Source organism: Lactiplantibacillus daowaiensis (assembly GCF_005405085.1).
GTDB lineage: Bacteria > Bacillota > Bacilli > Lactobacillales > Lactobacillaceae > Lactiplantibacillus > Lactiplantibacillus daowaiensis.
Genome location: NZ_BJDJ01000020.1, coordinates 41106 through 64133, shown reverse-complemented (window position 1 = coordinate 64133; position 23028 = coordinate 41106). Strand labels below are relative to the sequence as shown.

The window sequence follows — 23028 nt, the reverse complement described above, 5'->3', positions numbered from 1 at the left end:
GAAATCCGTAACTCTAAATTAAATTTAGTCATAGTAAAACCCCCGAGATTGTTGTCCAATCTCGGGGGTTCACTTCAATCGACCGGCTTTTTTGTTAGTCATGATTTAACCGCCGCAAATCTTCAAGATATTCAAGTGTAGCTTCGTTCATTAAATACGCCACATCAACATGTAACTGACCATCTCGCAACCACGTATCGGTGACGCGTAAAGCCGGACCATCATCGCGAAAAGCGGTGACCCCCTCATCTTGCGCGTAAGCTTGTAAATGATTATTCAGTAATTTGCGGACTTCATGTAAATCAGCTGGGACCATCCCCGGCGTTTCAAGGACATATTCAAATGCCATCACACCGCGTCCCCACACATCAGCAACCGGGACTGAATGCAACGTGCCACTAACTTGTTGTGCTGTCCCAGCACTTTTTAAAGCCGTTAAGACAGTTAGCATTGCTGCGTCGGTTGTTCGTTGCCCTTGTTGACGAATTTTTAATGCCGATCGTTTCAAAACTTGACGCCGTAAAATTTCATATACTAACACGGCTAAGAGCACGCCGATTAAGATCGTTATCCATTTACTCATCGCGGAGCCCCCACAATTTTTGTAAGATTATTCACAATATCATGATTTTGTCATGTAATCTTCATCAATTAGCATAGCATGTTTTTTTATTTTTTTGCGACGCCGCCCCTTCAATTTTGAAGAAAGTTAACATTGTATACACCTCTCCATAATTATGCTAAAATGAAAGATAATTGTTGTGTTTACACAACCTGGTGTACGGATCAAACTTTTATTTTTGCTACTATTTAGAATTTCAGGTTCTAAATAAATATTTTTTTATAGGGAGTTTTGTTAATGATTTACAAAGTTTATTACCAAGAAACCAAACAACGGAACCCACAACGTGAAACGACACAATCTTTGTATCTAGAAGCTGATACAGAAGTTGATGCACGGGTCTTAGTGGAAGATAATACCGAATACAATATTGAGTTTATCGAACCGTTAGAAGGTAACTTCTTGGATTACGAAAAAGAAAATCCAGAGTTTCAACTAACGGAGTTTAATAAATGAAACGGTTAAACGTTAAAAATAACGAAACCGCCGTCTTTGCAATCGGCGGTTTGGGTGAAATTGGGAAAAACACTTATGGTGTCCAATTTCAAGATGAGATTATTCTGATTGATGCCGGTATCAAGTTCCCTGAAGACGAATTATTAGGGATTGATTACGTGATTCCAGACTATTCTTATCTAGTTGCAAACCAGCAAAAAATAAAAGCACTAGTGATTACCCACGGTCACGAAGACCACATTGGTGGGATTCCATTCCTACTCAAACAGATCAACGTGCCAATCTATGCTGGGCCACTCGCCTTAGCATTGATTAAGGGCAAACTGGAAGAACACGGATTACTTAAAACGACCGAATTACACGAAATTAATGAGGACACCGTCTTAAAATTCCGCAAAACGCGGGTCTCATTCTTTAGAACGACCCACTCGATTCCAGATACCATGGGGATTGCTGTCCAAACACCACCTGGTACGATTGTGGAAACCGGGGATTATAAGTTCGATCTGACACCAATCACCAACCAGCCACCGAATCTCCAAAAGATGGCACATTTGGGTGAACGTGGCGTTTTAGCATTACTTTCTGATAGTACCAACGCTGAACGACCAATCTTTACGAAGTCCGAACGCTGGGTCGCCCAATCTATTCGTAAGATTTTTGAACAAGTCGAGGGCCGCATTATTTTTGCGACCTTTGCTTCCAACATCTCACGGATTCAAGAAGCGGCACAAGTTGCGTTGGAACACCATCGTAAGATTGCGGTCTTTGGTCGCAGTATGGAAGCCGCGATTGTTAACGGTCGGGAATTAGGCTACCTCAATATTCCTGATGAAGCAATCGTTGATGCTAACGATATCAAGTCCCTACCAGCTAACAAAGTCATGATTTTATGTACTGGCTCGCAAGGTGAACCAATGGCGGCCCTTTCACGGATTGCCAACGGGACGCACCGCCAAATTTCGATTCAACCTGGTGACACGGTCATCTTCTCGAGTTCGCCAATTCCTGGTAACACCTTAAGCGTTAACCACGTGATTAACGAACTTGAAGAAGCTGGCGCCCATGTCATCCATGGTAAGGTCAACAACATTCATACCTCTGGTCATGGTGGTCAAGAAGAACAAAAGCTGATGTTACGCTTAATGAAGCCAAAATTCTTTATGCCGATCCATGGTGAATATCGGATGTTGAAGATTCATACCGAACTGGCGGAACAATGCGGGGTCCCATTAGACCATAGTTTCATCTTGGAAAATGGTGATGTCTTGGCATTGACCAAAGATTCAGCGCGGGTCGCAGGTCACTTTGGTGCCGGCGATGTTTACGTTGATGGTTCTGGTATCGGCGACATCGGTAACGTGGTGTTACGCGACCGGCAAGTCCTTTCTGAGGAAGGTTTAGTCGTCGTTGTTGCAACGATTAACTTGAAAAAGAAAGAAATCCAAGCAGGTCCCGACATCTTATCCCGTGGGTTTGTTTACATGCGGGAATCCGGTGACTTAATCAATGAAGCTCGTAAACACGTTTTCCGGACGATTCGTCGGAAAATGAAGAGTGACAAAGCTAGTGAAGCCACGATTCGCAATGCGATTATTGATGACTTACAAAGTTTCTTATTTGATAAGACCGAACGGCATCCAATGATTTTACCGATGCTGATTATGAATTAACCACTAGCCGGAACGTTGCTGTTCCGGCTTTTTGTGGTGTCAGGGTCAGGACTAACTGACTGTAACTTTGTGAGGTGTAAATTTGATTGCGGAATACAACATTATTGTTAACGAATTAGCCGGTTCTGGACATGGTAAAGAAGTCTGGGCAATCGTCCGGCCATTACTAGAACAACGCCAGATTCACTTTGAAGCCCGTATTTCAGAATATGCCGGGCATACGACTTATTTGGCAACTCAGTTCGCTAAACGAGCGTCATCGCGCCCAGAGATCACCACGATTCTATTAGTCATTGGTGGTGACGGCACCTTAAATGAAGCTTTGAATGGGTTAATTCAAGCTCATCTAGCGACGCCCATGCCCCTCGCCTATATTCCAGGTGGCTCTGGTAACGACTTCGCCCGCGGACTTGGCATGGCGACTGATCCGACCGTTGCCTTAGCGCAAATTTTAAATAATATGCGGCCACGACCACTAAATATCGGTTGTTACCATGAAACCTTACGACAAGAACGGCGCTACTTCGTTAACAACGTTGGGTTAGGTTTTGATGCTCAGATTGTAGATGACACTAATCGGAGCAAACAAAAAGGACGACTAGGGCGTTGGTCTTATCTCAGCAACGCGCTCAAAGCCTTCAGTCAACAAGAAGGCTTTCCATTGGCCGTCCATGTTGGGCGTCAGCGTGACAGCTACCGACATGCCTTTTTATGTACAGTCTCCAACCACCCCTACTTTGGTGGCGGGGTTAAAATCTTACCAGATGCGGATATTTATGATGACCAGCTCGAATTGATCGTCTTAGAAGAACCGCACTGGTGGACAGTCCTTTGGCTATTCCTGTTGCTCTTACTTGGTGGTCGCCATTTAAACTCACGTTTTGTCCATCATTATCGTGCTAAAGACTTGCACTTATTAGTCAATTCTGTTGAAGTCGGTCAAATGGACGGTCAGATTATTGGTAACCGAAATTACGACCTCTACTTTACGACGATGACTTATCCATTTTGGATTGATACTAGTGTTCAAGGCCCACATTAACCTTAAAACATCATAAAAAGGGCTAAACGCCAGCACCCGTTGCTGCGTTTAGCCCTTTTGTTAACGGCTTTTAAACCCTAATCTTCCGAAGCGTTAATTGCTTCCAGAAGCATGTCAAGCTGTTCACATTTCTCAGATAAGTGAGATACCCGTTCACGTAAATGCGGGTAAATCGTCACCACGTGTGAGCGATCCTGTTGCCGAGCCGCCATCCCCTTTAAACGATCTAACTCGGAATTAGCTTCCTGATATTCTTCCAGGATCTCAAATCTGTTACTCACTCTAACACTCCCTTAAAACAATAATTCTTGGCCCCGTCGGCCAAAATGTAAGACTAATATAACACGTTCATGGCAGTTTGTGAACGCTAAATTTTCAGTTTACTGAACGCCTTAAACTCAAAAAGACAGCCAGCGCGCGGCTGACCGTCACACTGAGCTGTCTTAAATCGAATACATTATTTAGTTAACGGTCCCAGCAAAACTAGGCATGAAGTACGAACTAATCGTTTGTACTTGCACATTTTGACCACTTTCAGGTGCAGCAACATATTGGTTATTGCCTAAATAGATTGCATCATGATACGTCGCACCGCGTGAACCCCAGAATAAGATATCACCAGGCTTGGCGTTCTTAACTGAGTGCACAGACACATAAGCTTCTTGCGCAACTGTGCTATGTGGTAAAGTAATGCCAGCAGCGTGCTGGAAGACGTAAGCAACTAATCCAGAACAATCCATCCCAGATAAACTGCTACCACCATAAACATAAGGGATATTAGCACTAGCTAACTTTAAGGCTAACCCAGTGACTGAGCCAGTTGCCAAGTTAGCATTGCTAGTCGTCTTCGAGCTACTACTGCTTTGCGTTGTTGCTGTACTGCTGCTACTTTGTGTCGTTGTTGAAGCAGCTGCTTGGCTCGCACTGCTACTTGTACTTTGACTGGCACTTGATTGCGTGCTAGCAGCACTGGTTGCCGTCGTCGCAGTCTTCTTAACAGTAGCCTTTTTAGTCGTCTTCTTAGCAGCACTCGCTACACTAGTGCTAGTTGCAGCTGTGTTGGTATTGCTGGCAGCACTAGCCGTGCTAGTTGAACTTGAACTAGCTTGACTCGTACTCGTTGACTGAGCTGCGGCACTCGTTGAACTAGCCACGTTTGCCATCTTAGTCGTCTTAGCAGCTGTCGTTGATTGACTGGCAGCTTGGCTGGTACTACTGCTGCTAGCACTCGTCGTGTCACTCGTTGAAGCAGCACTGGCCGTGCTAGTTTCAGCAGATGACGTATTGCTAGCGGCACTCGTTGTTGAGCTCGCTGCCGCTGTACTGGATGCTTGACTAGCGCTGGCACTCGTAGCCGTTGCCTTTTGAACACCCATGACGATGCGACTTTGTTTAGCTGACGTGGTTGTACTGCTGGTACTACTTGCGGCACTCGTCACAGAACTCGTCGAAGCAGCACTAACAGAACTAGTGTTAGTTGCTTGACTTGGCGTTTCACTGACGCTCGCAGTTGAGTTCGTTACCTTAGTGCTGCTGGCGCTACTACTGTTGTCAGTCGTTGCACTAGCTTTAGTTGATGACGCTGCAGTAACCGTATTATCGGCAGCATCAGCGGCCACAACTTTTTGACTCGTACTCGTCGCTTTCGCACTAGTCGTCGCTTTAGTCGTGCTAGCCGCTTTGGTCGTGGTCTTAGCATTACTTGGTAACGTTAATTGTTGACCAACCACGATCACGTCACCACTCAAGTTATTGAGCGTTTGTAACGTGTGAACCGAAGTCCCATATTCATCCGCTAAATCCCAAAGCGTATCGCCAGCTTTAACAGTATATGTACCCTGATCTGACGTCGATGAATTCGTATTGATTTGTAACTTCTGACCGACAAAAATTAAATCTGTGTTGGCATCAAGAGCCTTGACCTTATTTAAGGTTTCGATACTCTTGACAGAAACACCGTGTTGCTGGGCGAGACCCCAAACGGTATCGTTTTGTTTAACGGTGACCGTGGCAGCATTGGCAGCTTGAGCTGTAGCAAACAGCAAACCAACGGCACCAACCGTACCGGCTAGGACCTTGCCCGTTGTATGTGCTTGTGACATTAACTCCACTCCTTTGGCATATCCGAAATTATTGCCTGAATGACTTATAAACTAACATAATTCTTAAGAAAAGCTTAACACCTTTTACAAATTATAACTTTATTGTAGCACACTTTAAAAATATGCAAACTAGATTAACTTATTTTTTTATAAAACGGTTTGTTTAGTGGGTCCAGATCACCTTGGGATCGTTTAGTCAACAAACGTTGCTATACCGGCTTCTATCTCCGTTTCTCATTAACTAACACCTAGATACTTTGGTTTAGCCCGCAATGGCTGAAACCGTTATCTGGAACCGGTTTAGGTGGGATACCAAAACCTTAAGTTAATTTAAGGTTCTCCCAACAAAAAAACGCCCCCACATAACAGCGTGAGCGCGTCGAATTTTAGCAAACTTAAATTTCAGGTGTAAACAAACTATCAACTGGTTGTTGTTCATGAACCAGCTTAATCGCATCACCTAGCAATGGCCCGACCGAAAGTTGTTCTAATTTTTCAAATTGTTTAGCCACTGGAATCTGAATCGTATCCGTCACGATAACCTTTTCCAAGGCCGATTTTTGTAATTTTTCCGGTGCATCTTGTGAGAAAATCGCATGAGTAGCGCAACCATAAATCTTAGCAGCACCAGCTGCTTTTAAAGCCGCGGCCGAAACATCAAAACGCGTCCCAGTATCAATCATGTCATCGATAACGATCGCGATTCGACCCTTAACATCCCCAATAATACTATCTGGAACGATATTATCGTCATCAGGATGCCGATTATCGATAATGGCAATCGGTGCCCCTAACAACTCAGCCATTTTCCGAGCCCGCGAAACCCCGGCATGGTCTGGTGAGACCACAACCAAGTTATCGGTAATCCCACGATCCTTAAAGTAACTGGCAAGTAACGGCGCTGCTTGCAAATGATCAACTGGGATATCGAAGAAGCCTTGAATTTGAGCCGCATGTAAATCAATCGTCAAAATTCGGTTAGCACGATCTTTTTCAAGCAACGTTGCAATTAATTTTGCTGTAATTGGTTCGCGTGAACGTGCTTTACGGTCCTGGCGTGAATAACCATAATATGGAATCACCACATTGATTTCACTAGCGCTAGCTCGCCGTAATGCATCAATCATGATCAATAATTCAAGAATCGTATCATTAACTGGGTCCGAAATTGATTGGACAACGAAGACTTCGGCACCACGAATACTCTCTTCGATATTGATTTGAATTTCACCATCACTAAAACGCTTGACTGAACTCTTCCCTAGTGGAATTCCCACCCGGTCTGAAATCTTTTGCGCCAATGGCATATTAGAATTGAGCGCAAATAATTTTAGCTTGGCATATGATTTGTCTGCTGACATAACGACCTCCAAAAGTTATTTTCATGACATATATCTTAATTATAGCAGTAACCCTACGTAAAAAGCAGTTAAAGCCACATAATTTTCTGATTAACATTTAGCAATTAATAAAAGCTGATATCAACTGATTTTTGCATTATACATCTAGTTCTAACTATGATAATTGTGGCATGAAATCAGCGGGTTTTATCCCTTGCATGCCGATCATCGGATCAATCCCCCCCGTTTGAACTAACGTTGGGGTTAGCCGATAATCAACCGGCGCTTTTGCAGTTGATACTGGTGCAGCCGGTTGCGCATTAGTTGGTACTACCGGTGATGCGTCAGCACTAGCAACTGATGTTGGTACTGCGCCGCTGCTAGTCACTGGCTGAGTGTGCGTTTCAGTTTCAGTCGACGCTGGTGTGGTTTGCGCCTCGCCAAAGACTTGTTGTAACCGTTGGGTCAAGGTCGTGAGTCGATTGACCGATTCATTGGTCACACTACGTTCAAACGACTGCACATCACCTAATAAGATCAACATTTGTTCGGCCCGGGTCACAGCAGTATACAACAAGTTACGCTGTAGCATTCGTGAAAACTGTGGCACCATCGGCAAGATAACCATTTTAAATTGGCTCCCTTGCGACTTATGAATCGACATACTATAAGCGAGCGTCAATCGGTTCCAATCACTCCGTTGATAAGTCACTTCATTTTGATCAAAGGCAATCGTAATCTGATCTTTTTTGCTCTTATTATGCGGGTCCTTTGCTAAATCGATACCAACAATTTTCCCGATGTCACCGTTAAACACATTGTCTTCTGGTGAGTTGACTAAATGTAAGACTTTATCACCGACCCGGAAGGTTTGACCATTATAAGTCAATTGCTTTTGACGTGCTGACTTAACCGGATTAAAAATATTTTGTACCGTGATATTCAATTGATCAATCCCAGCAGCACCACGATACATCGGCGCTAAAATTTGCACGTCATCGGACGTAAAGCCCCGTTTTTGGGCTTTCGCGACGATTTGTTCAATTAAATGATTGACCTGATACGCATTACAAGCAATAAATGAGCGGTCCTTTTGATTAACCGTAAAATCAGCTGGTAAGCGGCCATCTTTAATCGCATGGGCTAACGGGATAATACTTGAGTCATCATCTTGACGATAAATCGTATTGAGCTCAATTTGCGGTAACCATGGACTTGCCAATAAATCATGAAAGACTTGACCAGCACCTACTGATGGTAGCTGGTCTTTATCACCAACTAAAATCACTTGCATATGGCTAGGCACCGCTTGCAGCAATAATTGAAATAAGCTTGTATCGACCATCGACATTTCATCAATAATCAAAATACCGCCATCTAAATCCTTAGTGGGCATTTCAGGACCATCTTCACGCCCGGTTAATCCTAGTAAGCGATGAATCGTACTGGCAGGTAACCCGGTCGTTTCGGACATCCGTTTCGCTGCCCGACCAGTCGGTGCGGCCAATAAGATAGGAAAGGTTTTATCTTGATATTGATTAATATCTAATGACACATCATGTAGTTCTGCAAATAATGCCACCAATCCGCGAATGATCGTGGTTTTCCCAGTCCCAGGTCCACCAGTCAGCAAGAATAAATGTGACGTGATCGCAGATTTCAATGCTTGGGTCTGTGACGCATCATAAGTTAGATTACTGGCCTTCGCTACATGTTCAATCGCCCGATCAACCTTTTTTTCAGCTAAATCATCGCTATCCGCATCATGCAGCCGCTTTAAGTGCTCAGCAATCCCCCATTCAGCCTCATAAAGGGCGCGTAAATAAATCCGGTTCTCATCGCCGACAATCAAATTATCTTTGGCTAATGCCACCAATTGATCCGCTAACTTCTGGGGGTCAACGGCGACATTGCGTGAATTTTCCAACAGTTGCAATGTTGTATTCAATAGTGGCTTAGCAGTCGTGTACGTATCACCATTTTGCGCACAAAGTTCATTGATTTCAGTTAACAACCCAGCCCGCAAACGACTATCTGCTTGGGGATCAATATTTAGTTGGGCTGCAATCTGATCGGCTTTTTTAAACCCGACGCCCTTGATATCTTCAACCAGTTTGTACGGATTCTCTTCAATAACCGTCAACGTATCACCTTGATACTTGGCATAAATCGCAGCCGCTAACCGACTCCCAAAACCATACGCATTTAACCCAATAATGGTTTGTTCCAAACCATTATTAACACGCAACGTGTCTAACAACGTTTGCTTGACACTAGCGCGTAACCCGATTGGTTGCAGCACTTGCGGATCAGCTAGGATCTTGTCAATGGCTTGACTCCCGAGCGTATCCACGATTCGTTCGGCTGTACGTTTACCTAGCCCTGGAAAATCGTCGCCCGCTAAGTAAGCAATTAGGCCACTCCGCGAAGTTGGGGTTTCATTTTGATAATTATCGGCCTGAAATTGGGTCCCGTACTTAGGATGGCGCACTGTCTTACCGGTAAATCGATAGGTCGCTTCTTCTTGAATATCCGCAAAACTCCCGGTAACAACCATCTCATCTTCGGTCCAGTCAATGTTTTGTTCGGTAACTTTGACTAATAAAACTTTGTAAAAACTATCGGCGCTACTAAAAAAGACGGCCGCCACTTTACCGACAATGTAATGGGTCACCGTTTGACCATTAAAATCATCCGGCAATAAACTTGGATTAGGTTCCGCCACGTGCGCACCTCCTTAGATTTTACGACGGCGATGACTGGTCATCAGTTTGTGCCGCCAACATCTTTTCAATATCACTTAATTGTTGTTGATGGGTCTTAAAATAGGCCGCATCGAACTTCTGTGCTTGCGCAAACAAATCCGCATATGGTTTACCTAACACCATTGCGGTCAAGCCAGCATTAAAATAAGCCTTACCTAACGTTGGATCTATCTGAATGGCCTTTTGATAAAAATCGTATGCTTGCTGGTTATTGCCTAATGCAAGTAAAATATCTGCGACCAACAAATTAGTGTCGGCTGTTTGTGGCCGCTTTTCTTGGGCTGTAATTGCCCAGACCAATGCATGCTGATAATCTTTTTTAGCCATCAGTGCTTGGGCAATCATCAAGTAGGCATCGGTTTGTAACTTAGCATCGGTAATTTGTTGATAATAAGGCAGCGCCTTATCATATGCTTCAGCTTGGTAATAAACATTGCCTAAGCCATAAGCCAGTAAATCTTTAGCGGCAGGGTTAGCTTCAAATTGGCCCAAAGCTTTCATTAATAATTCTTCAGCTTGCTCAAAATCTTGCCCAGCGGTTAACAATACTGCTAAATCATAGTAAGCATGATAGTTCGTCGGTTGCTGATCAATTTTAGTGACCAGTTGATGAACTAGCGCTTGTTGTTCGGCCTTCGTTGGCCGTTGATTCGTTGCTTTTTCGGTCACAGAATTACCTCCTAAATCGTATCAGTTGGATCAGGGTGTCGTGAAAGATACGAGGTATCGTTCCACAATAAGAGTTTAAATGACTTGCCACGATCCTTAGTTTCTAAAATAGTCGTACTTGTATTAGATAGGCCGCCACGGTCACGCAGTGTGGCCAACGAAGCCCCTAACAACGTGTTTACTAATGCATTCAATGCGGCCCCATGGCTCACAATCAAGACATTATCATCGCGACGTGGATTAGCAGCAACAATTTGTTTAATCGCTGGCGTCATCCGTTTGACTAGTTGTTGGAAGCTTTCACCATTGATCGCAGTTGGGTCATATTGGTCAGGATGATTGCGAAAGGCATCAAATTCAGCCGGATATTGCGCTTCGACTGCTGTAAACTTCATGCCTTCCATCTTACCCAAATTAAATTCACGTAAGCGACTTAAAATCGTTATCGGTAACTCTGGTTGGGTCAGATCCTGTTTCAATGTCATTGCCGTATCGCGGGCCCGCTTTAATGGGCTAGCATAAATATGCTTAAAATGAATGTCTTGTAAGGCCGCTGCTAATTGATGAATTTCATCATAACTAGCTGGCAATAATGGTGAATCACCCTGTGAGCCTTGATAACGGCCTTCCAAGTTCCATTCCGTTTTGCCATGGCGTACAAATAACAATTTTGTCAAAAGATTACTTCCTCATCTTGGCCGGTATCGACCCATAATAGTACTATCTATTATGCCAGTTTTCGCACTAGTTTTCAAAAAGTGGTCTTAACTTAGCAAAAATAAAATTATGTTAACTAAGTGACTAAATCTAACTTGTGACGATAAAAAAACACCTTAGTCTAGTTAAACTACACTAAGGTGCCTGATGATTACGGCCCTAATTACTTGGTACCACCCCTAAAGTCCAGGTGATGATACTATGATAGTCCCCAGCACTAGCTAATGGGCTAGCAGCCAAGGTTAATTGACTAGCCGTTACATCGTATGTCTGACTATGATAACCACTTTGTGTGGCGATCGTCGTCGAACTATTATTTGCTGAAATTTCCTGATTCAAGCCGGCACTCGTGTCAATCAACGCCAATTGTGGGGTACTTAAACTGCTACCACCATTATCACTAGTCCCAAATGGCGCTAGACTTGCCGATAATGTCCAGGCATTGCCAACCGTACGCTGGTCGCTAACGGCTAATTTACCATCAGCATTACCGTCGGCAGCAGTCCCAGTTGCCTGGCTACTAGTATCAATAGTCAACTGTGTCCCATGGGCAAGTTGCGCGAAGCCCACGGTTCCAAAGTCAAGATTAGGCACCGCGGTCAACGTTAAATTGCCACCTTTCGTAACTGTCAATAACGCAGCATCGGTTGTCACCGTTTGTACTTTGCCATTAACGGTATAGTTCAACGCAGCATAATAGGCGGTCCCATCATCATCGGCATTAGTTGGCTTAGCAATGGTATAACTAGTTGCCGTACTATTTAAAGCAGTACTCTGACCGTTCTTGACGCGATACCAGTTGCTGACTGTCATTCCACTTGGTAAGTTCGCCAACGTAAACGTGGCGGCAGTTCCTTCGACAACCGTGACATTTTGCAACGCCCCAATGGTGATATCCACATGGTCGCTATAGCCGTTAACCGTCCCGGTAATCGTTACAACACCATGGTCATCCGCCGTACCACTCGTACTAGTTGCGGCGGCGGTCGCAGTAACATTACCATAATCATCAACGGTCGCTAAGGCATCGTCACTACTTTTCCAAGTTACTGTATCGGTTGCATTAGCCGGCGTTAAGCTCGCGTGGACCATCGTACTCTCACCATTATTTAAACTAGTGGCGTCCGCACTAACCTTAAGGCCAGTCGCTGCCACCCGACTTGGTTCTACTGTTACTTGGGCCACCCGTGACCAATAATCACTAAAGCTACCAAGGCCACTAAACTTATACTGCACTTGAAACATGAGGGTCGTAGCACTCGTAACCGTTGGTGCCGTAAACTGATAGCTCGAACTATTCGTCCCGACTTGTTGATAGGTTTGCCCACCATCCGTTGATTCCCACCAGACATACTTCCGGCTCCCAAGTGGATTGGTCACCGCTTCTAAAGCACTGCGGGTCCCGGTCGCCACTAAAGTCACTGATTGACCAGCAATTTGATTGGAGTCAATTGGTTGCTGGGTGAAGCCACCTGATAAGTTCAGTCCGAGTACTGAACTCGGTGCAGCACTAGCAGGCTGTGGCGCCGTTGTAGCACTGGCTGCTTGACCAAGTAATGTCAATCCAAACAGCCCCCACAACCAGCTGATCAGCAGTACATTCAACCACCGTCGTCGTTGCATGCCCACTCACCTCCATGGTTATGATTTCTTTGACCGTTGTTTGCCTAGCCAGTATGTTCCAACCAGCAATAGGCTCAACAAGGTCAAGGCTAAAATCAACCATAACCACCAGTTCACAGGCTGCTTAACCGCTTTGACGGTGGTATTGTGCTCTCGTGTGCGCTTAGCTGATAAAACAAAGTTCTGTTTAAAATGCCAATGCCGAGTACCACTCGTTAAGTGTAAATCAAGACTGTAAGTGCCAGCCGCTAAGTCTTTTGACCCTAGCTTGACCCCATAATTAAACCAACTATTAGGTGCCATCGATCCTTGCTTAAGGTGTTGCGTGGTGATCACACGACCCGTTGATTTTTGCCGAACTTGGGCTTGAATTTGTAACTGTCCAAATAAAACTGGCGCCAGATTCCGAATTTTTGCGAATACCATTGGTGTATTATTCTGCAAGCCCACTTTAACCGCTGCTAATTTCAAGGTAATTGGAATTGCCTTTTTTGGCTGACAAGTTAATGAAACCGCGGTCACTTCGGCATAGCGATTTTGTAACCGAAAGTTTTGTTTCTTGCTTTTTGGCTTTGGCACTGTGGCTTTGGGATCGGTCACGAATAACCCACCTAACACTTGACCGCGAAAGCCGCCCGCTGGAATTTTAGTTCTAAACGTGACAGTCTTGCCTTGATGCGGTGCCAATTTGATTGTCATCGCCCCCGACGTTAATGCCGTAAAGGTTGTCTGTGCTGAAGGATCACGCCGTGTCGATGGAATATAGACCACACTACCTGCATCAGAAGTCGTCGCATTAACTGGGATCACTTCTAAAGTTCGCGCCGTATCCCCGGGATTAGTCACGGCTAATTTTAAGACTTGTGTTTGTCCAGGAGTCACTTTTAAATCAAAGTAACCCGCTTTTTTGCTCAATTGATTTTTCGGTAGGAATGGCGTGGCAACGAAATTAGTTGGCTTAGTCGCTGCCTGTAATAGTGGTGGACGACCAATCAATAAACCAAATAATAATCCAATTAAACTAAACGCTAACCAACGTTTAATATGCATTGTCAGCCCCCCTTGATCCTCAAATCATCAACTTAATCAACTCAAAAAAACTAAGGCGTCGTGGTTGAACTTGCCGGTGCGGCCGCTGGGGCATTTTGTAAGGCCCAATAAAGCGTTGCATCATAAGTCCCGGCCGTAATCGTCGGTTGCTTACCAAGGGTCAACGAACTAGTAGGCTCAGCCGTCGCGGTATTGCTACCTTCACCGGTATTGGCATCAGCATTCCAAACCGTTTGCGGACTGCTGATCCACCCACTCGTTGTCGTCCCTTGTGTTAGATTCAATGTCATTGGGGCACTTGTCGACGTATTATCCGTTGCCCCTTTTGAAACATCAAGCGCCAATGAAGCACTTGAAACAGTTGCGGTACCCGATGTAAAGGGTCCCATCCCAACTGTCAACGTCCAACCAGCATGGTCACCACGATAATCGGTCACATTAACATCACTATTACCATTGCCATCATAGCCAGCACCACCCGTGGTATTACCTGCCACTAGTGGTAAGTTTGGACTACCAGTCGCGATACTTTTTACACTAACACTACCTAAAGCGATATTAGGCACCTGATTAAGCGTCAATGACCCTGGGGAAACCGTAAATTCAGCATTTGTCTGTGCTTCTGCATTCCCCGTGCTTGTCGCCGCATAACCATCTGAAACCGTCGTTAAATTACTTGAAGACGTCCCCGGGCCTGTTGTCGTGGTCGTTGCCGCACTGGCAAATAATGGTGTTAACGCCAAAACTGCTAAGGCAACGCCACTGCTAAGACCGCTCATTAATTTAGTTGCACGCATGTCGTTCTCCTCCATTCTTATGCGCTACTAGATGTTATCCATAACCATCCTTTTTTGATTAATATTTGCTGTTTTGTAGTCGTTTGACCACCATCCCTCTCTCTGACACCAGCCACAGCTTACCATGGTTGTACAAAAACTAACCATTCAAAATTTTTATTAGGAAGCTTTGCATACCAACAATCTTGGGCAACAAAAAAGCGTTACTCTGCAGCAACGCTCTTGTTAAGGTCCTATTTTTTTAGCGCTTCATCTAATGCTTCGACACCCTCAATGGGGCCGACAACCGTTAAAACATCGTGTAACGCCATCATATCCGTTGGTTGTGGTGAAACATTGATTTTGCCAGCATGCTTGATGGCAATCACAGTCAACCCAAAGCGCTGGCGTAAGTTCAAATCAATTAAGTTTTGATCAACAAACGTTGGATCAGTGATTTCAATCGCTGCCAACGTGTATTCCTCACTTAAATCAATAAAACTTAAAATATGATTCGACAATAATTTGCGGACAATGCTGTGTCCCATATCACGCTCTGGAAAGACGACCTGGTCAGCACCGACCCGTTCAAGGACACGCCCTTGATCACTCGTTTCAGCCTTTGCAATGACTTTTTTAGCCCCTTGCTCTTTACTTAACATCGTCGTCAAAATACTGGCTTCCATGTTATTGCCAATCCCGATAATCACATAGTCAAATGTGTCGATATTTAACTCCCGCAACACGTCTTCATCACGCGTGTCGGCAATTAAAGTTTGCGTGGCAACTTCCATGAGTTCATTGACGGGGCCTTCTTTAATATCGACTGCTAACACATCTTGATGGGCAGCAACTAGCGTTCGTACCACACTTTCCCCAAATCGGCCTAAGCCAAATACCGCAAAACTTTTTTTCATGCTGTCCTCCTTTTAACCAATTAGAATATTTTCTTCTGGGTAGCGAATCAAATTAACCTTTGCTTGACGCTTTGATAAGGAATATAGCGACGTAAAGATACCGACCCGCCCAATAAACATTAATAACATAATAATCAACTTACCAATAACGGTTAAGTGTGGCGTCAACCCTAGACTCAACCCAACCGTCCCAAACGCAGATAACACTTCAAAGACGATGTATTCCAATCCGAATTCTTTAGGGATATGTTCCGTTTGCGTCAAAATCAACGTTGCCACCGTAATGACAATACTGGCTAAGAAAATCAGCAACAAGGCGCGGCTAATATTGGCTTGGCTAAAACGGCGATGGCTAAATTCCACATCTTGCTTACCGCGTAATTGCGCAATACTTTGAAACATCAAAATTCCAAACGTTGTCGTTTTGATCCCCCCAGCCGTTGATCCTGGTGTCCCACCGACAAACATTAAAATCATCATTAAAAACAAACTCCCGGCTTGTAGACTCTGGGTTGGGATCGTAATCAGCCCAGCCGTACGTGGCGTCACGCTTAAGAATAAGGTATTCACAGTGCGATTAAACCACGAGGTGCCAGTTGGTAAACTTTGTAAATCGCGTTCCGTCACTAAGAATAAGATAAACCCAATCACAAACAAGCTAATCGTCGTTACTAAGGTTAATTTGGAGTTCAAGCTCAAGCGGTGGCGTTCGTGGAATAACAACAAATCACGCCAGACTAAAAAGCCTAAACCACCCGCAATAATCAACACCATCGTGACGATCAACACATACGAATCATCCCGAAATCCCATCAAACTATTGCCAAAAACATCAAAGCCAGCATTACAAAATGACATGACCGCATGATATAACGACACATACAGCCCGTGTCGCCAACCAAAGCGCGGGACAAAATCAAATGACAATAGCAGCAAACCGCCAACTTGAAACATTAATGATAGGCCCACCACATAACGCATTACACTTTTTGTATCACTGAGGTTTTCAAGGTTCAATGATTCCTTGACCATTAATTGCGTTGATAGTCCAATGTTGCGGCGCATGATATTAAATAACAACACCGCAAACGTCATGTAGCCTAATGCGCCAACTTCCGATAAACCTAAAATAACTAACTGGCCAAATGTCGACCAATGACTCGCTGTATTGACCACCGTCAGACCAGTGATACACGTCGCCGAAGCCGCTGTGAACAGCACATCGATAAATGCTGTTCGTTGGCCAGGAGCCGTTGCCATTGGTAAACTTAACAGTATTGAGCCAATCACAATCAACACTACAAATCCCGCTACCATTTTCTTGGATAGCGTATCTAAAAATTTTAATTGTCGCAACCGCGCCATGATTTATTCAGTCCTTAATTCATTGTTTGCGTCATCGTCTGTTAGTGACGGTATAACACCACATCCGTCGTCATCAGACACCGCTAATTCACCTTCCTTTAGCTTAAGCAACTCCCTGCTGAAAAGCAAGACCGATTTCTACGCACCGCAGGTTTTCGCCTATAAAAAAAGCTGACCAACCGCTTCACGCAGTTAGTCAGCTTAATTAAGCGCATTAGATGTATTGCAATACCCGCTCGTCATTATAAGCCGCATCGATCATGCCGGAACCTAAGCATTCCTCACCACGATAGAAAACGACTGCTTGACCTGGTGTAATGGCCCGCACAGGATCATCAAAGGTGACCCGTACTTGTGTACGATCATCATTAAAATGAACGGTCACACCGGAGTCCTTTTGGCGGTAACGGAACTTCGCCGTCACATGGAAGTCATTACCTAAGTCCTCATTAGTGACAAAGTGTAAGTCAGAAGCCTCCAAATAAGTCGCATAAAGGTGTGGGTTATGATACCCCTTACCAACATACAAGATATTTTGCTTCAAGTCCTTACCAACCACGAACCATGGCTGGTTATCCTCACCGTCACCACCGATACCTAAGCCGCGACGCTGACCAATGGTGTAATACATCAAACCAGCGTGCTCGCCCTTAACGTCACCGTCAAAAGTCATCATCTTACCAGGTGTTGCTGGTAAGTAGTGGCCCAAGAACTCATGGAAGTTCTTTTCGCCGATAAAGCAAATCCCAACCGAATCCTTCTTCTCAGCCGTTGCTAAACCAGCATTCAATGCTAACTTCCGGACGTCCGGCTTGATCATGTTACCCAATGGGAACATCACCTTTTGGAGCGTCTTAGAATCTAACTGGCTCAAGAAGTAAGTTTGGTCCTTATTGCTGTCAACACCACGCAATAAATGCATAGTGCCATCTTCGTCATGCTCTAAGCGCGCATAATGCCCAGTGGCAATGTAATCCGCGCCCAAGTCCATGGCATAATCTAAGAATGCCTTGAACTTGATTTCTTTATTACAGATCACATCGGGATTAGGTGTCCGGCCCTTTTTGTATTCATCTAAGAAATACGTAAAGACCCGATCCCAATATTCCTTCTCAAAGTTGATTGAGTAGTACGGAATCCCAATTTTATCAGCGACTTTGGCGACATCCTTATAATCCTCGGTTGCGGTACAAACACCATTTTCATCGGTATCGTCCCAATTCTTCATAAAGACACCCACCACGTCGTAGCCTTGCTGCTTGAGCAACAAAGCCACCACGGATGAGTCGACGCCACCACTCATGCCGACAACGACACGCGTGTTACTGTGATCAGTCATACTTGTTCACCATCATTTCCAAAAGATTCTGGAGAATCCACGATTTGAAGGTCGTACAATTCCAGTAAGTACCATTATAACAAAGAAAACGCCGGCTGCAAGCCAGGCGTTTCATCACTAGTCGACTGCGACGATAACATCACGGTCAAGCATGTCTTTTAAGATGTAATTCAGCTGTTCAACGGCATCAAGATGTGCATCATTTTTGAAGATATCGACGCGTTGCATCCCATTACCTGTAACGGTAGCCATCTTAAAACCTGTTAAATCAGCATTAACCGCCATCTTAAACTTAAAGGCCGCGTTATAAGGCGAAGTTGGGTCCAACGCCCGTTCGTACGCAAACGCCCCCGATTTACCCTTTGTAAATCCTAAATCCATTAACGTATATTTTTTAACGCCGGCACTCAATTGATAAGTCTTGGTGTCGCCGGTTAGTTTAACCGTGGTCGTATAAGCCATGCTGCTAGTCCTCCTTTATTTTTTTCAACAAGCGGTTAACGGTCTTCGTTAATACCGCAACAAATTGGTCTAAATCTGCGGTCGTTGTATAACGCCCAAAACTCAACCGAATTGATTCGCCAATCCGTGGTGAATCCTCACCAAACATGGCAATCAAAACGTGTGATGGTTCCAAACTCCCGGCCGTACATGCCGAACCACCTGAAACCGCGATGCCGCCTAAATCTAAATTCGTTTGCATCGTGTAAGTGGAAATACCCTTGATCCAGAGATTCAAGACATGCTGCAAGTTATTATCCCCTAATTGACCATTAACTTCAAAGTCGACCCCGTTAGCCGTTAATTGGTCAACAACATATTGTTTGAAGTCATGATACTTACTTTGCCGATGCGCCTTTTCTGCAACCGTCAATTCGCTGACGGCTTTAGCAAAGCCCGCAATTGCTGGGACATTTTCAGTACCGGCACGGCGCTTGTCTTCTTGCTCGCCACCCTTGATCAAACTAGGGAAGTTAACCCCATTGCGTTTGTACAAGAAGCCTAAGAACTTCGGCCCATTGATCTTGTGGGCTGAAGTCGACAACATATCAATGTGGTCGCGTTCAACATCGATGTCTAATAACCCATAAGCTTGCACAGCGTCAGTATGGAACCAAGCTTGATGATCCTTTAAAATTTCACCGATTTCATGGATTGGCATGTGTGAACCCACTTCATTGTTCCCCATCATAATTGACACTAAAATGGTATCTGGGCGTAAAGCGGCCTTAAAATCAGCTAAACTGATATCACCATTTTCATCAACTGGTAAATAAGTCACTTCAAAGCCTTGTTCTTCTAACGCTGCACATGACTTTAAAATTGCTTGATGTTCAATCGCCGTGGTAATAATATGCTTACCTAAATTTTGGCGGACTAAGGCAGTTTGCATAATGGCGGTATTGTCACTTTCGGTCCCACCACTTGTAAAGATAATATCATCATCTTGCGCATTGATACTTTGCGCAATCACATGCCGACTATCATCTAAAACTTCGCGCGCAGCCCGGCCAAACGCGTGCGTACTCGATGCATTGCCAAAGTTATGTTGCATTTGATCCATCATGGTATCAACCACGGACGGCGCCATGGGCGTTGTCGCGGCATTATCTAGGTACACTTGCTTCATTATAATACTTCTTTCTTCACAGATTATCGTCGCCCCATTGGTTGGGCGAACTTACTTATTTTGAGCCGCAAATAAAGCTAATAGCATTGCAGCGGATTGCTTGCCGGCCGCCAAGATAAATTCATCAAAGCTGACCCCAGCATCTTCATCACCAACATCAGACATCGCCCGAACAACCACGTATGGTGTGTTAAATTGATGACAAGCTTGACCAACTGCCGCCCCTTCCATTTCACTAGACAAGGCAGCTGGGAAATGACTTAAAATTTTATCAGTAGCAGCTTTGCCAGCGACAAATTGATCACCAGAAACGATTAGCCCAGTTTTAGCATGCAACCCAGTCGCTTCCGCCGCACTGACGATTTGTTTCACCCAGTTAGCATCTGTTTCATAATACAATGGTTGTTGTGGCAATTGACCATACTCGTAGTCAAAAGCGGTCGCATCAACATCATGATAAGCTGTGGCCGTGGCAACGACCACATCACCGACTGCCAACCCTTGACCAATACCACCGGCGGAACCCGAGTTAATGACGACATCAACGTCAAAATCTGCAATCAGAAATGCCGTTGTCATCCCAGCTTGAACTTTACCAATACCTGATTGCACTAAGACCACGGCTTGATTGTCGATAGTGCCTTCATAAAAAGTAATATCTTTAACTGGCTTGATTTCTTCATCTTGTAACGCTTCTCGCAAGGTTTTAAGTTCTTCAGCCATTGCACAAATAATTCCGAATTTCATTAAATAATTGCCTACTTTCCTATGGGGTTAAAAATAAGATTAAAAAGACGATAATAATTGCTAACACTAGGCCTAAGATAACCCAGTTCAATTTGCGACCGAGTCGTTTGGTCTTGGCTTCTTCTAATGTCCGATTGTTTTCGGCAGCATACGCTTGGCGGGTCGAACCGCCAGTAGTTGTTTCAGCATCATCATCACTATCTTGATGATGATATTGATGACGGGTCATCCGACTATTGTCATCAGCCATGGGCTGTCCCTCCTAACTCGGGATGATTTTGCCAGTACCAAATGGCCATGACAGTTTTCGCATCAGGCAGTTCTCCAGCGGAAACAGCTTTTAAAGCTGCCGGCAACGTCATGGTAACGAGTTGAATCCGTTCATCGGTATCTTGTGGTAAAACGATCGTCACTGGTGATAGCCCGGTTGCCACATACAACGTCATCAGTTCATCGGTAAACCCGGGTGACGTGTAGAAACTCGTCACCTTGGTCAGTTTGGCCGCAGTTAACCGCGTTTCTTCGTTTAGTTCCCGAACCGCAGCTTGATCGGCGGTTTCACCAGCTTCAATCTTACCGGCGGGAATTTCTAATGTCACGTCATCAATCGGCGCCCGCCATTGTTTGACCAACAATAGTTCCGCTTGCGTGGTTAACATTAACACGGCTACCGCCGGTTGATGATGAACAACTTCACGTACAACTGGCGTTTGATCAGCCAACCGACTTTGTTGCCGTTCAACTTGGATGATTTGACCCTGATAAACGACCGTCCGGTTTTCGACTTGTTCTTTAAGCACCATCCGCTAAAACCTCCTGTATCCCTGCATTCTAAAATAAGGATACCGATTTTTACGAGTGAATGCAATTTTCGGTCAAGATATATTAAAATCTTAACCAACAAAAAAACGCTGACCAGTCAGCCGACCAGTCAACGCTACAATAATTAAGCCGTCGTTAACGTTTCAACAAAGTTTTCGTAAGCGGTTTGTTCTCCCGTTACCGTCACACTAGCTTGACTGTAATCAGCCGCTAATGCTTCTTCTAATGGTAAGGTCACGATCTTGACAAAGGTGGCATTACCGATCAATTCCATCCAATATTCTTCATCGGCGCCTTGATGAACGACCGTTTTGACCATCCCACCAGGATTCGTCACATGAATTTCTTGATTAAAATCGGTACTTTCTTGATGTAATAAGACGTACATTAATGATGAGGCTGACATGGCCGTGCCACAAGCATTGGTGAACCCGACCCCACGTTCAAAGGTCCGAACAAAAATTGAATTTTGACCGAGCACTTCAACGAAACTGACGTTAACCCCATCTGGGAAAATACTGTTTTGACCATCATTCATCCACTTACCAATACGACCAAGTTCTGGCCCCATTAAAGTTTCATGGTCAACAAACGTAATCAAGTGAGGATTAGGCACCGCAACTGCGGAGAATTTTAATGTATCTGATAGTGCCGGAATCTTTTCATTGATGATTGTTGCGGCTTCATGATTAGCATGCATCCCCAACGTTTGGGCATCAAATGAAACTGGTGAAATTTCAACACTAAAAGCTGGGACATGTTCAGCAAAATCAGCCACAGCTTGAACTTTCAAATCGGCATACATGGTTTGAACCCGGAACGCGTCACGGCTGTTTTGGGTGCCGAGATAGCGGGCAACCGTCCGTAACCCATTCCCGCACATGCTAGCTTCAGTCCCGTCAGCATTAATGACCCGCATCCGACCTAAAGCGCCGGGATGTTCTGATTTATCAACGACCAAGACACCGTCTGCCCCTTCAAAGAGGCCTGCGCCATCGCGTTTACAAATGTTAATTGCCAGTTGTTTTAACCCAGCATCCGTTAGTGGTTCTGGAAATTGCGTTTGGTCCAATAAGTAAAAATCATTACCGGAGCCATGCACCTTGATCATTTTCACTGCCATCAGCATCCTATCTATTTATAATCTCATTTTCGCTACTTCACTATCATACTTACTTTTTAGCAATAATTCAATTACCAAGGACTAAAACACCCACTTGTAACCGTTATCTTAGTTAAAATACCGAAAGTTAGTCACAAACGACCATGACTAATGCTTAAACGACCATGACTGTTTCAGCCTAGAATTGATTGTAATGAACAGGCGATGTCAGGCTTGGGACCAGTCAACTGGGCCGTTTAGCGGACGACTC

22 protein-coding genes are annotated in these 23028 nt (G+C 44.6%); 3 read left to right on the top strand and 19 right to left on the bottom strand.

What is annotated here, in order from left to right; all coding sequences use genetic code 11:
* Nucleotides 1-94: 94 nt before the first annotated feature.
* On the bottom strand, nt 95-583 hold the full coding sequence (locus FFM75_RS11700) for a hypothetical protein (RefSeq protein WP_137629343.1): 489 nt from the start codon (nt 581-583) through the stop codon (nt 95-97).
* A 276-nt stretch (nt 584-859) separates the two neighbouring features.
* Between FFM75_RS11700 and FFM75_RS11695 the strand changes: the two genes are divergently transcribed.
* The 3 genes from FFM75_RS11695 to FFM75_RS11685 all read left to right on the top strand — a co-directional run bounded on the left by FFM75_RS11695 (nt 860) and on the right by FFM75_RS11685 (nt 3793).
* Nucleotides 860-1078, top strand: a complete 219-nt coding sequence (locus tag FFM75_RS11695) for a DNA-directed RNA polymerase subunit epsilon (protein WP_137629342.1) — start codon at nt 860-862, stop codon at nt 1076-1078.
* Entirely contained in the window at nt 1075-2751 is a 1677-nt protein-coding gene (gene rnjA, locus FFM75_RS11690) for a ribonuclease J1 (RefSeq protein WP_137629341.1), read from the top strand. The genes FFM75_RS11695 and rnjA overlap by 4 nt, the downstream gene beginning before the upstream one ends.
* Nucleotides 2752-2833: 82 nt before the next feature.
* Nucleotides 2834-3793 carry a diacylglycerol/lipid kinase family protein gene (locus tag FFM75_RS11685; RefSeq protein WP_137629340.1) on the top strand — a complete coding sequence of 320 codons (960 nt, stop codon included), beginning with the start codon at nt 2834-2836 and terminating at the stop codon, nt 3791-3793.
* A gap of 77 nt (nt 3794-3870) precedes the next feature.
* Here the strand turns inward: FFM75_RS11685 and FFM75_RS11680 are convergent, their stop codons facing one another.
* The 18 genes from FFM75_RS11680 to dapF all read right to left on the bottom strand — a co-directional run bounded on the left by FFM75_RS11680 (nt 3871) and on the right by dapF (nt 22778).
* Nucleotides 3871-4074 (bottom strand): hypothetical protein, encoded by a 204-nt coding sequence (locus FFM75_RS11680; protein ID WP_137629339.1) that lies wholly within the window; start codon nt 4072-4074, stop codon nt 3871-3873.
* Between the two features lie 180 nt (nt 4075-4254).
* On the bottom strand, nt 4255-5895 hold the full coding sequence (locus FFM75_RS11675) for a LysM peptidoglycan-binding domain-containing protein (RefSeq protein WP_137629338.1): 1641 nt from the start codon (nt 5893-5895) through the stop codon (nt 4255-4257).
* 395 nt (nt 5896-6290) lie between these two features.
* Nucleotides 6291-7256: a ribose-phosphate diphosphokinase gene (locus FFM75_RS11670; RefSeq protein WP_137629337.1), complete on the bottom strand. Its 966-nt coding sequence runs from the start codon at nt 7254-7256 to the stop codon at nt 6291-6293.
* Between the two features lie 154 nt (nt 7257-7410).
* The gene (gene recD2 / locus FFM75_RS11665; RefSeq protein ID WP_137629336.1) at nt 7411-9960 is read right to left on the bottom strand and encodes an SF1B family DNA helicase RecD2; all 2550 of its coding nucleotides are present in this window, start codon (nt 9958-9960) and stop codon (nt 7411-7413) included.
* A 19-nt stretch (nt 9961-9979) separates the two neighbouring features.
* The gene (locus tag FFM75_RS11660; protein ID WP_137629335.1) at nt 9980-10669 is read right to left on the bottom strand and encodes a tetratricopeptide repeat protein; all 690 of its coding nucleotides are present in this window, start codon (nt 10667-10669) and stop codon (nt 9980-9982) included.
* A gap of 11 nt (nt 10670-10680) precedes the next feature.
* The gene (locus FFM75_RS11655; RefSeq protein WP_137629334.1) at nt 10681-11346 is read right to left on the bottom strand and encodes a histidine phosphatase family protein; all 666 of its coding nucleotides are present in this window, start codon (nt 11344-11346) and stop codon (nt 10681-10683) included.
* A 199-nt stretch (nt 11347-11545) separates the two neighbouring features.
* Complete coding sequence (locus FFM75_RS11650; protein ID WP_137629333.1) at nt 11546-13009, bottom strand: WxL domain-containing protein; 1464 nt, start codon at nt 13007-13009, stop codon at nt 11546-11548.
* A gap of 18 nt (nt 13010-13027) precedes the next feature.
* Complete coding sequence (locus FFM75_RS11645; RefSeq protein WP_137629332.1) at nt 13028-14059, bottom strand: WxLIP family cell surface protein; 1032 nt, start codon at nt 14057-14059, stop codon at nt 13028-13030.
* A gap of 50 nt (nt 14060-14109) precedes the next feature.
* Nucleotides 14110-14856: a WxL domain-containing protein gene (locus tag FFM75_RS11640; protein ID WP_137629331.1), complete on the bottom strand. Its 747-nt coding sequence runs from the start codon at nt 14854-14856 to the stop codon at nt 14110-14112.
* 233 nt (nt 14857-15089) lie between these two features.
* Entirely contained in the window at nt 15090-15752 is a 663-nt protein-coding gene (locus FFM75_RS11635) for a potassium channel family protein (RefSeq protein ID WP_137629330.1), read from the bottom strand.
* Nucleotides 15753-15764: 12 nt separating this feature from the next.
* Nucleotides 15765-17117: a TrkH family potassium uptake protein gene (locus FFM75_RS11630; RefSeq protein ID WP_137629329.1), complete on the bottom strand. Its 1353-nt coding sequence runs from the start codon at nt 17115-17117 to the stop codon at nt 15765-15767.
* Nucleotides 17118-17331: 214 nt separating this feature from the next.
* Nucleotides 17332-18456, bottom strand: a complete 1125-nt coding sequence (gene mnmA / locus FFM75_RS11625) for a tRNA 2-thiouridine(34) synthase MnmA (RefSeq protein WP_137629328.1) — start codon at nt 18454-18456, stop codon at nt 17332-17334.
* A gap of 117 nt (nt 18457-18573) precedes the next feature.
* Complete coding sequence (locus FFM75_RS11620; protein WP_137629327.1) at nt 18574-18918, bottom strand: DUF1831 domain-containing protein; 345 nt, start codon at nt 18916-18918, stop codon at nt 18574-18576.
* A gap of 4 nt (nt 18919-18922) precedes the next feature.
* Nucleotides 18923-20086, bottom strand: a complete 1164-nt coding sequence (locus FFM75_RS11615; RefSeq protein WP_137629326.1) for a cysteine desulfurase family protein — start codon at nt 20084-20086, stop codon at nt 18923-18925.
* Between the two features lie 51 nt (nt 20087-20137).
* The gene (locus FFM75_RS11610; RefSeq protein ID WP_137629325.1) at nt 20138-20833 is read right to left on the bottom strand and encodes a 5'-methylthioadenosine/adenosylhomocysteine nucleosidase; all 696 of its coding nucleotides are present in this window, start codon (nt 20831-20833) and stop codon (nt 20138-20140) included.
* Nucleotides 20834-20852: 19 nt separating this feature from the next.
* Nucleotides 20853-21083, bottom strand: coding sequence for a hypothetical protein (locus FFM75_RS11605; protein ID WP_137629324.1), 231 nt, complete (start codon nt 21081-21083; stop codon nt 20853-20855).
* Nucleotides 21076-21636 carry an NUDIX hydrolase gene (locus FFM75_RS11600; protein ID WP_137629323.1) on the bottom strand — a complete coding sequence of 187 codons (561 nt, stop codon included), beginning with the start codon at nt 21634-21636 and terminating at the stop codon, nt 21076-21078. The genes FFM75_RS11605 and FFM75_RS11600 overlap by 8 nt, the downstream gene beginning before the upstream one ends.
* A gap of 143 nt (nt 21637-21779) precedes the next feature.
* Entirely contained in the window at nt 21780-22778 is a 999-nt protein-coding gene (dapF, locus tag FFM75_RS11595; protein ID WP_137629322.1) for a diaminopimelate epimerase, read from the bottom strand.
* Between the last annotated feature and the right edge of the window lie 250 nt (nt 22779-23028).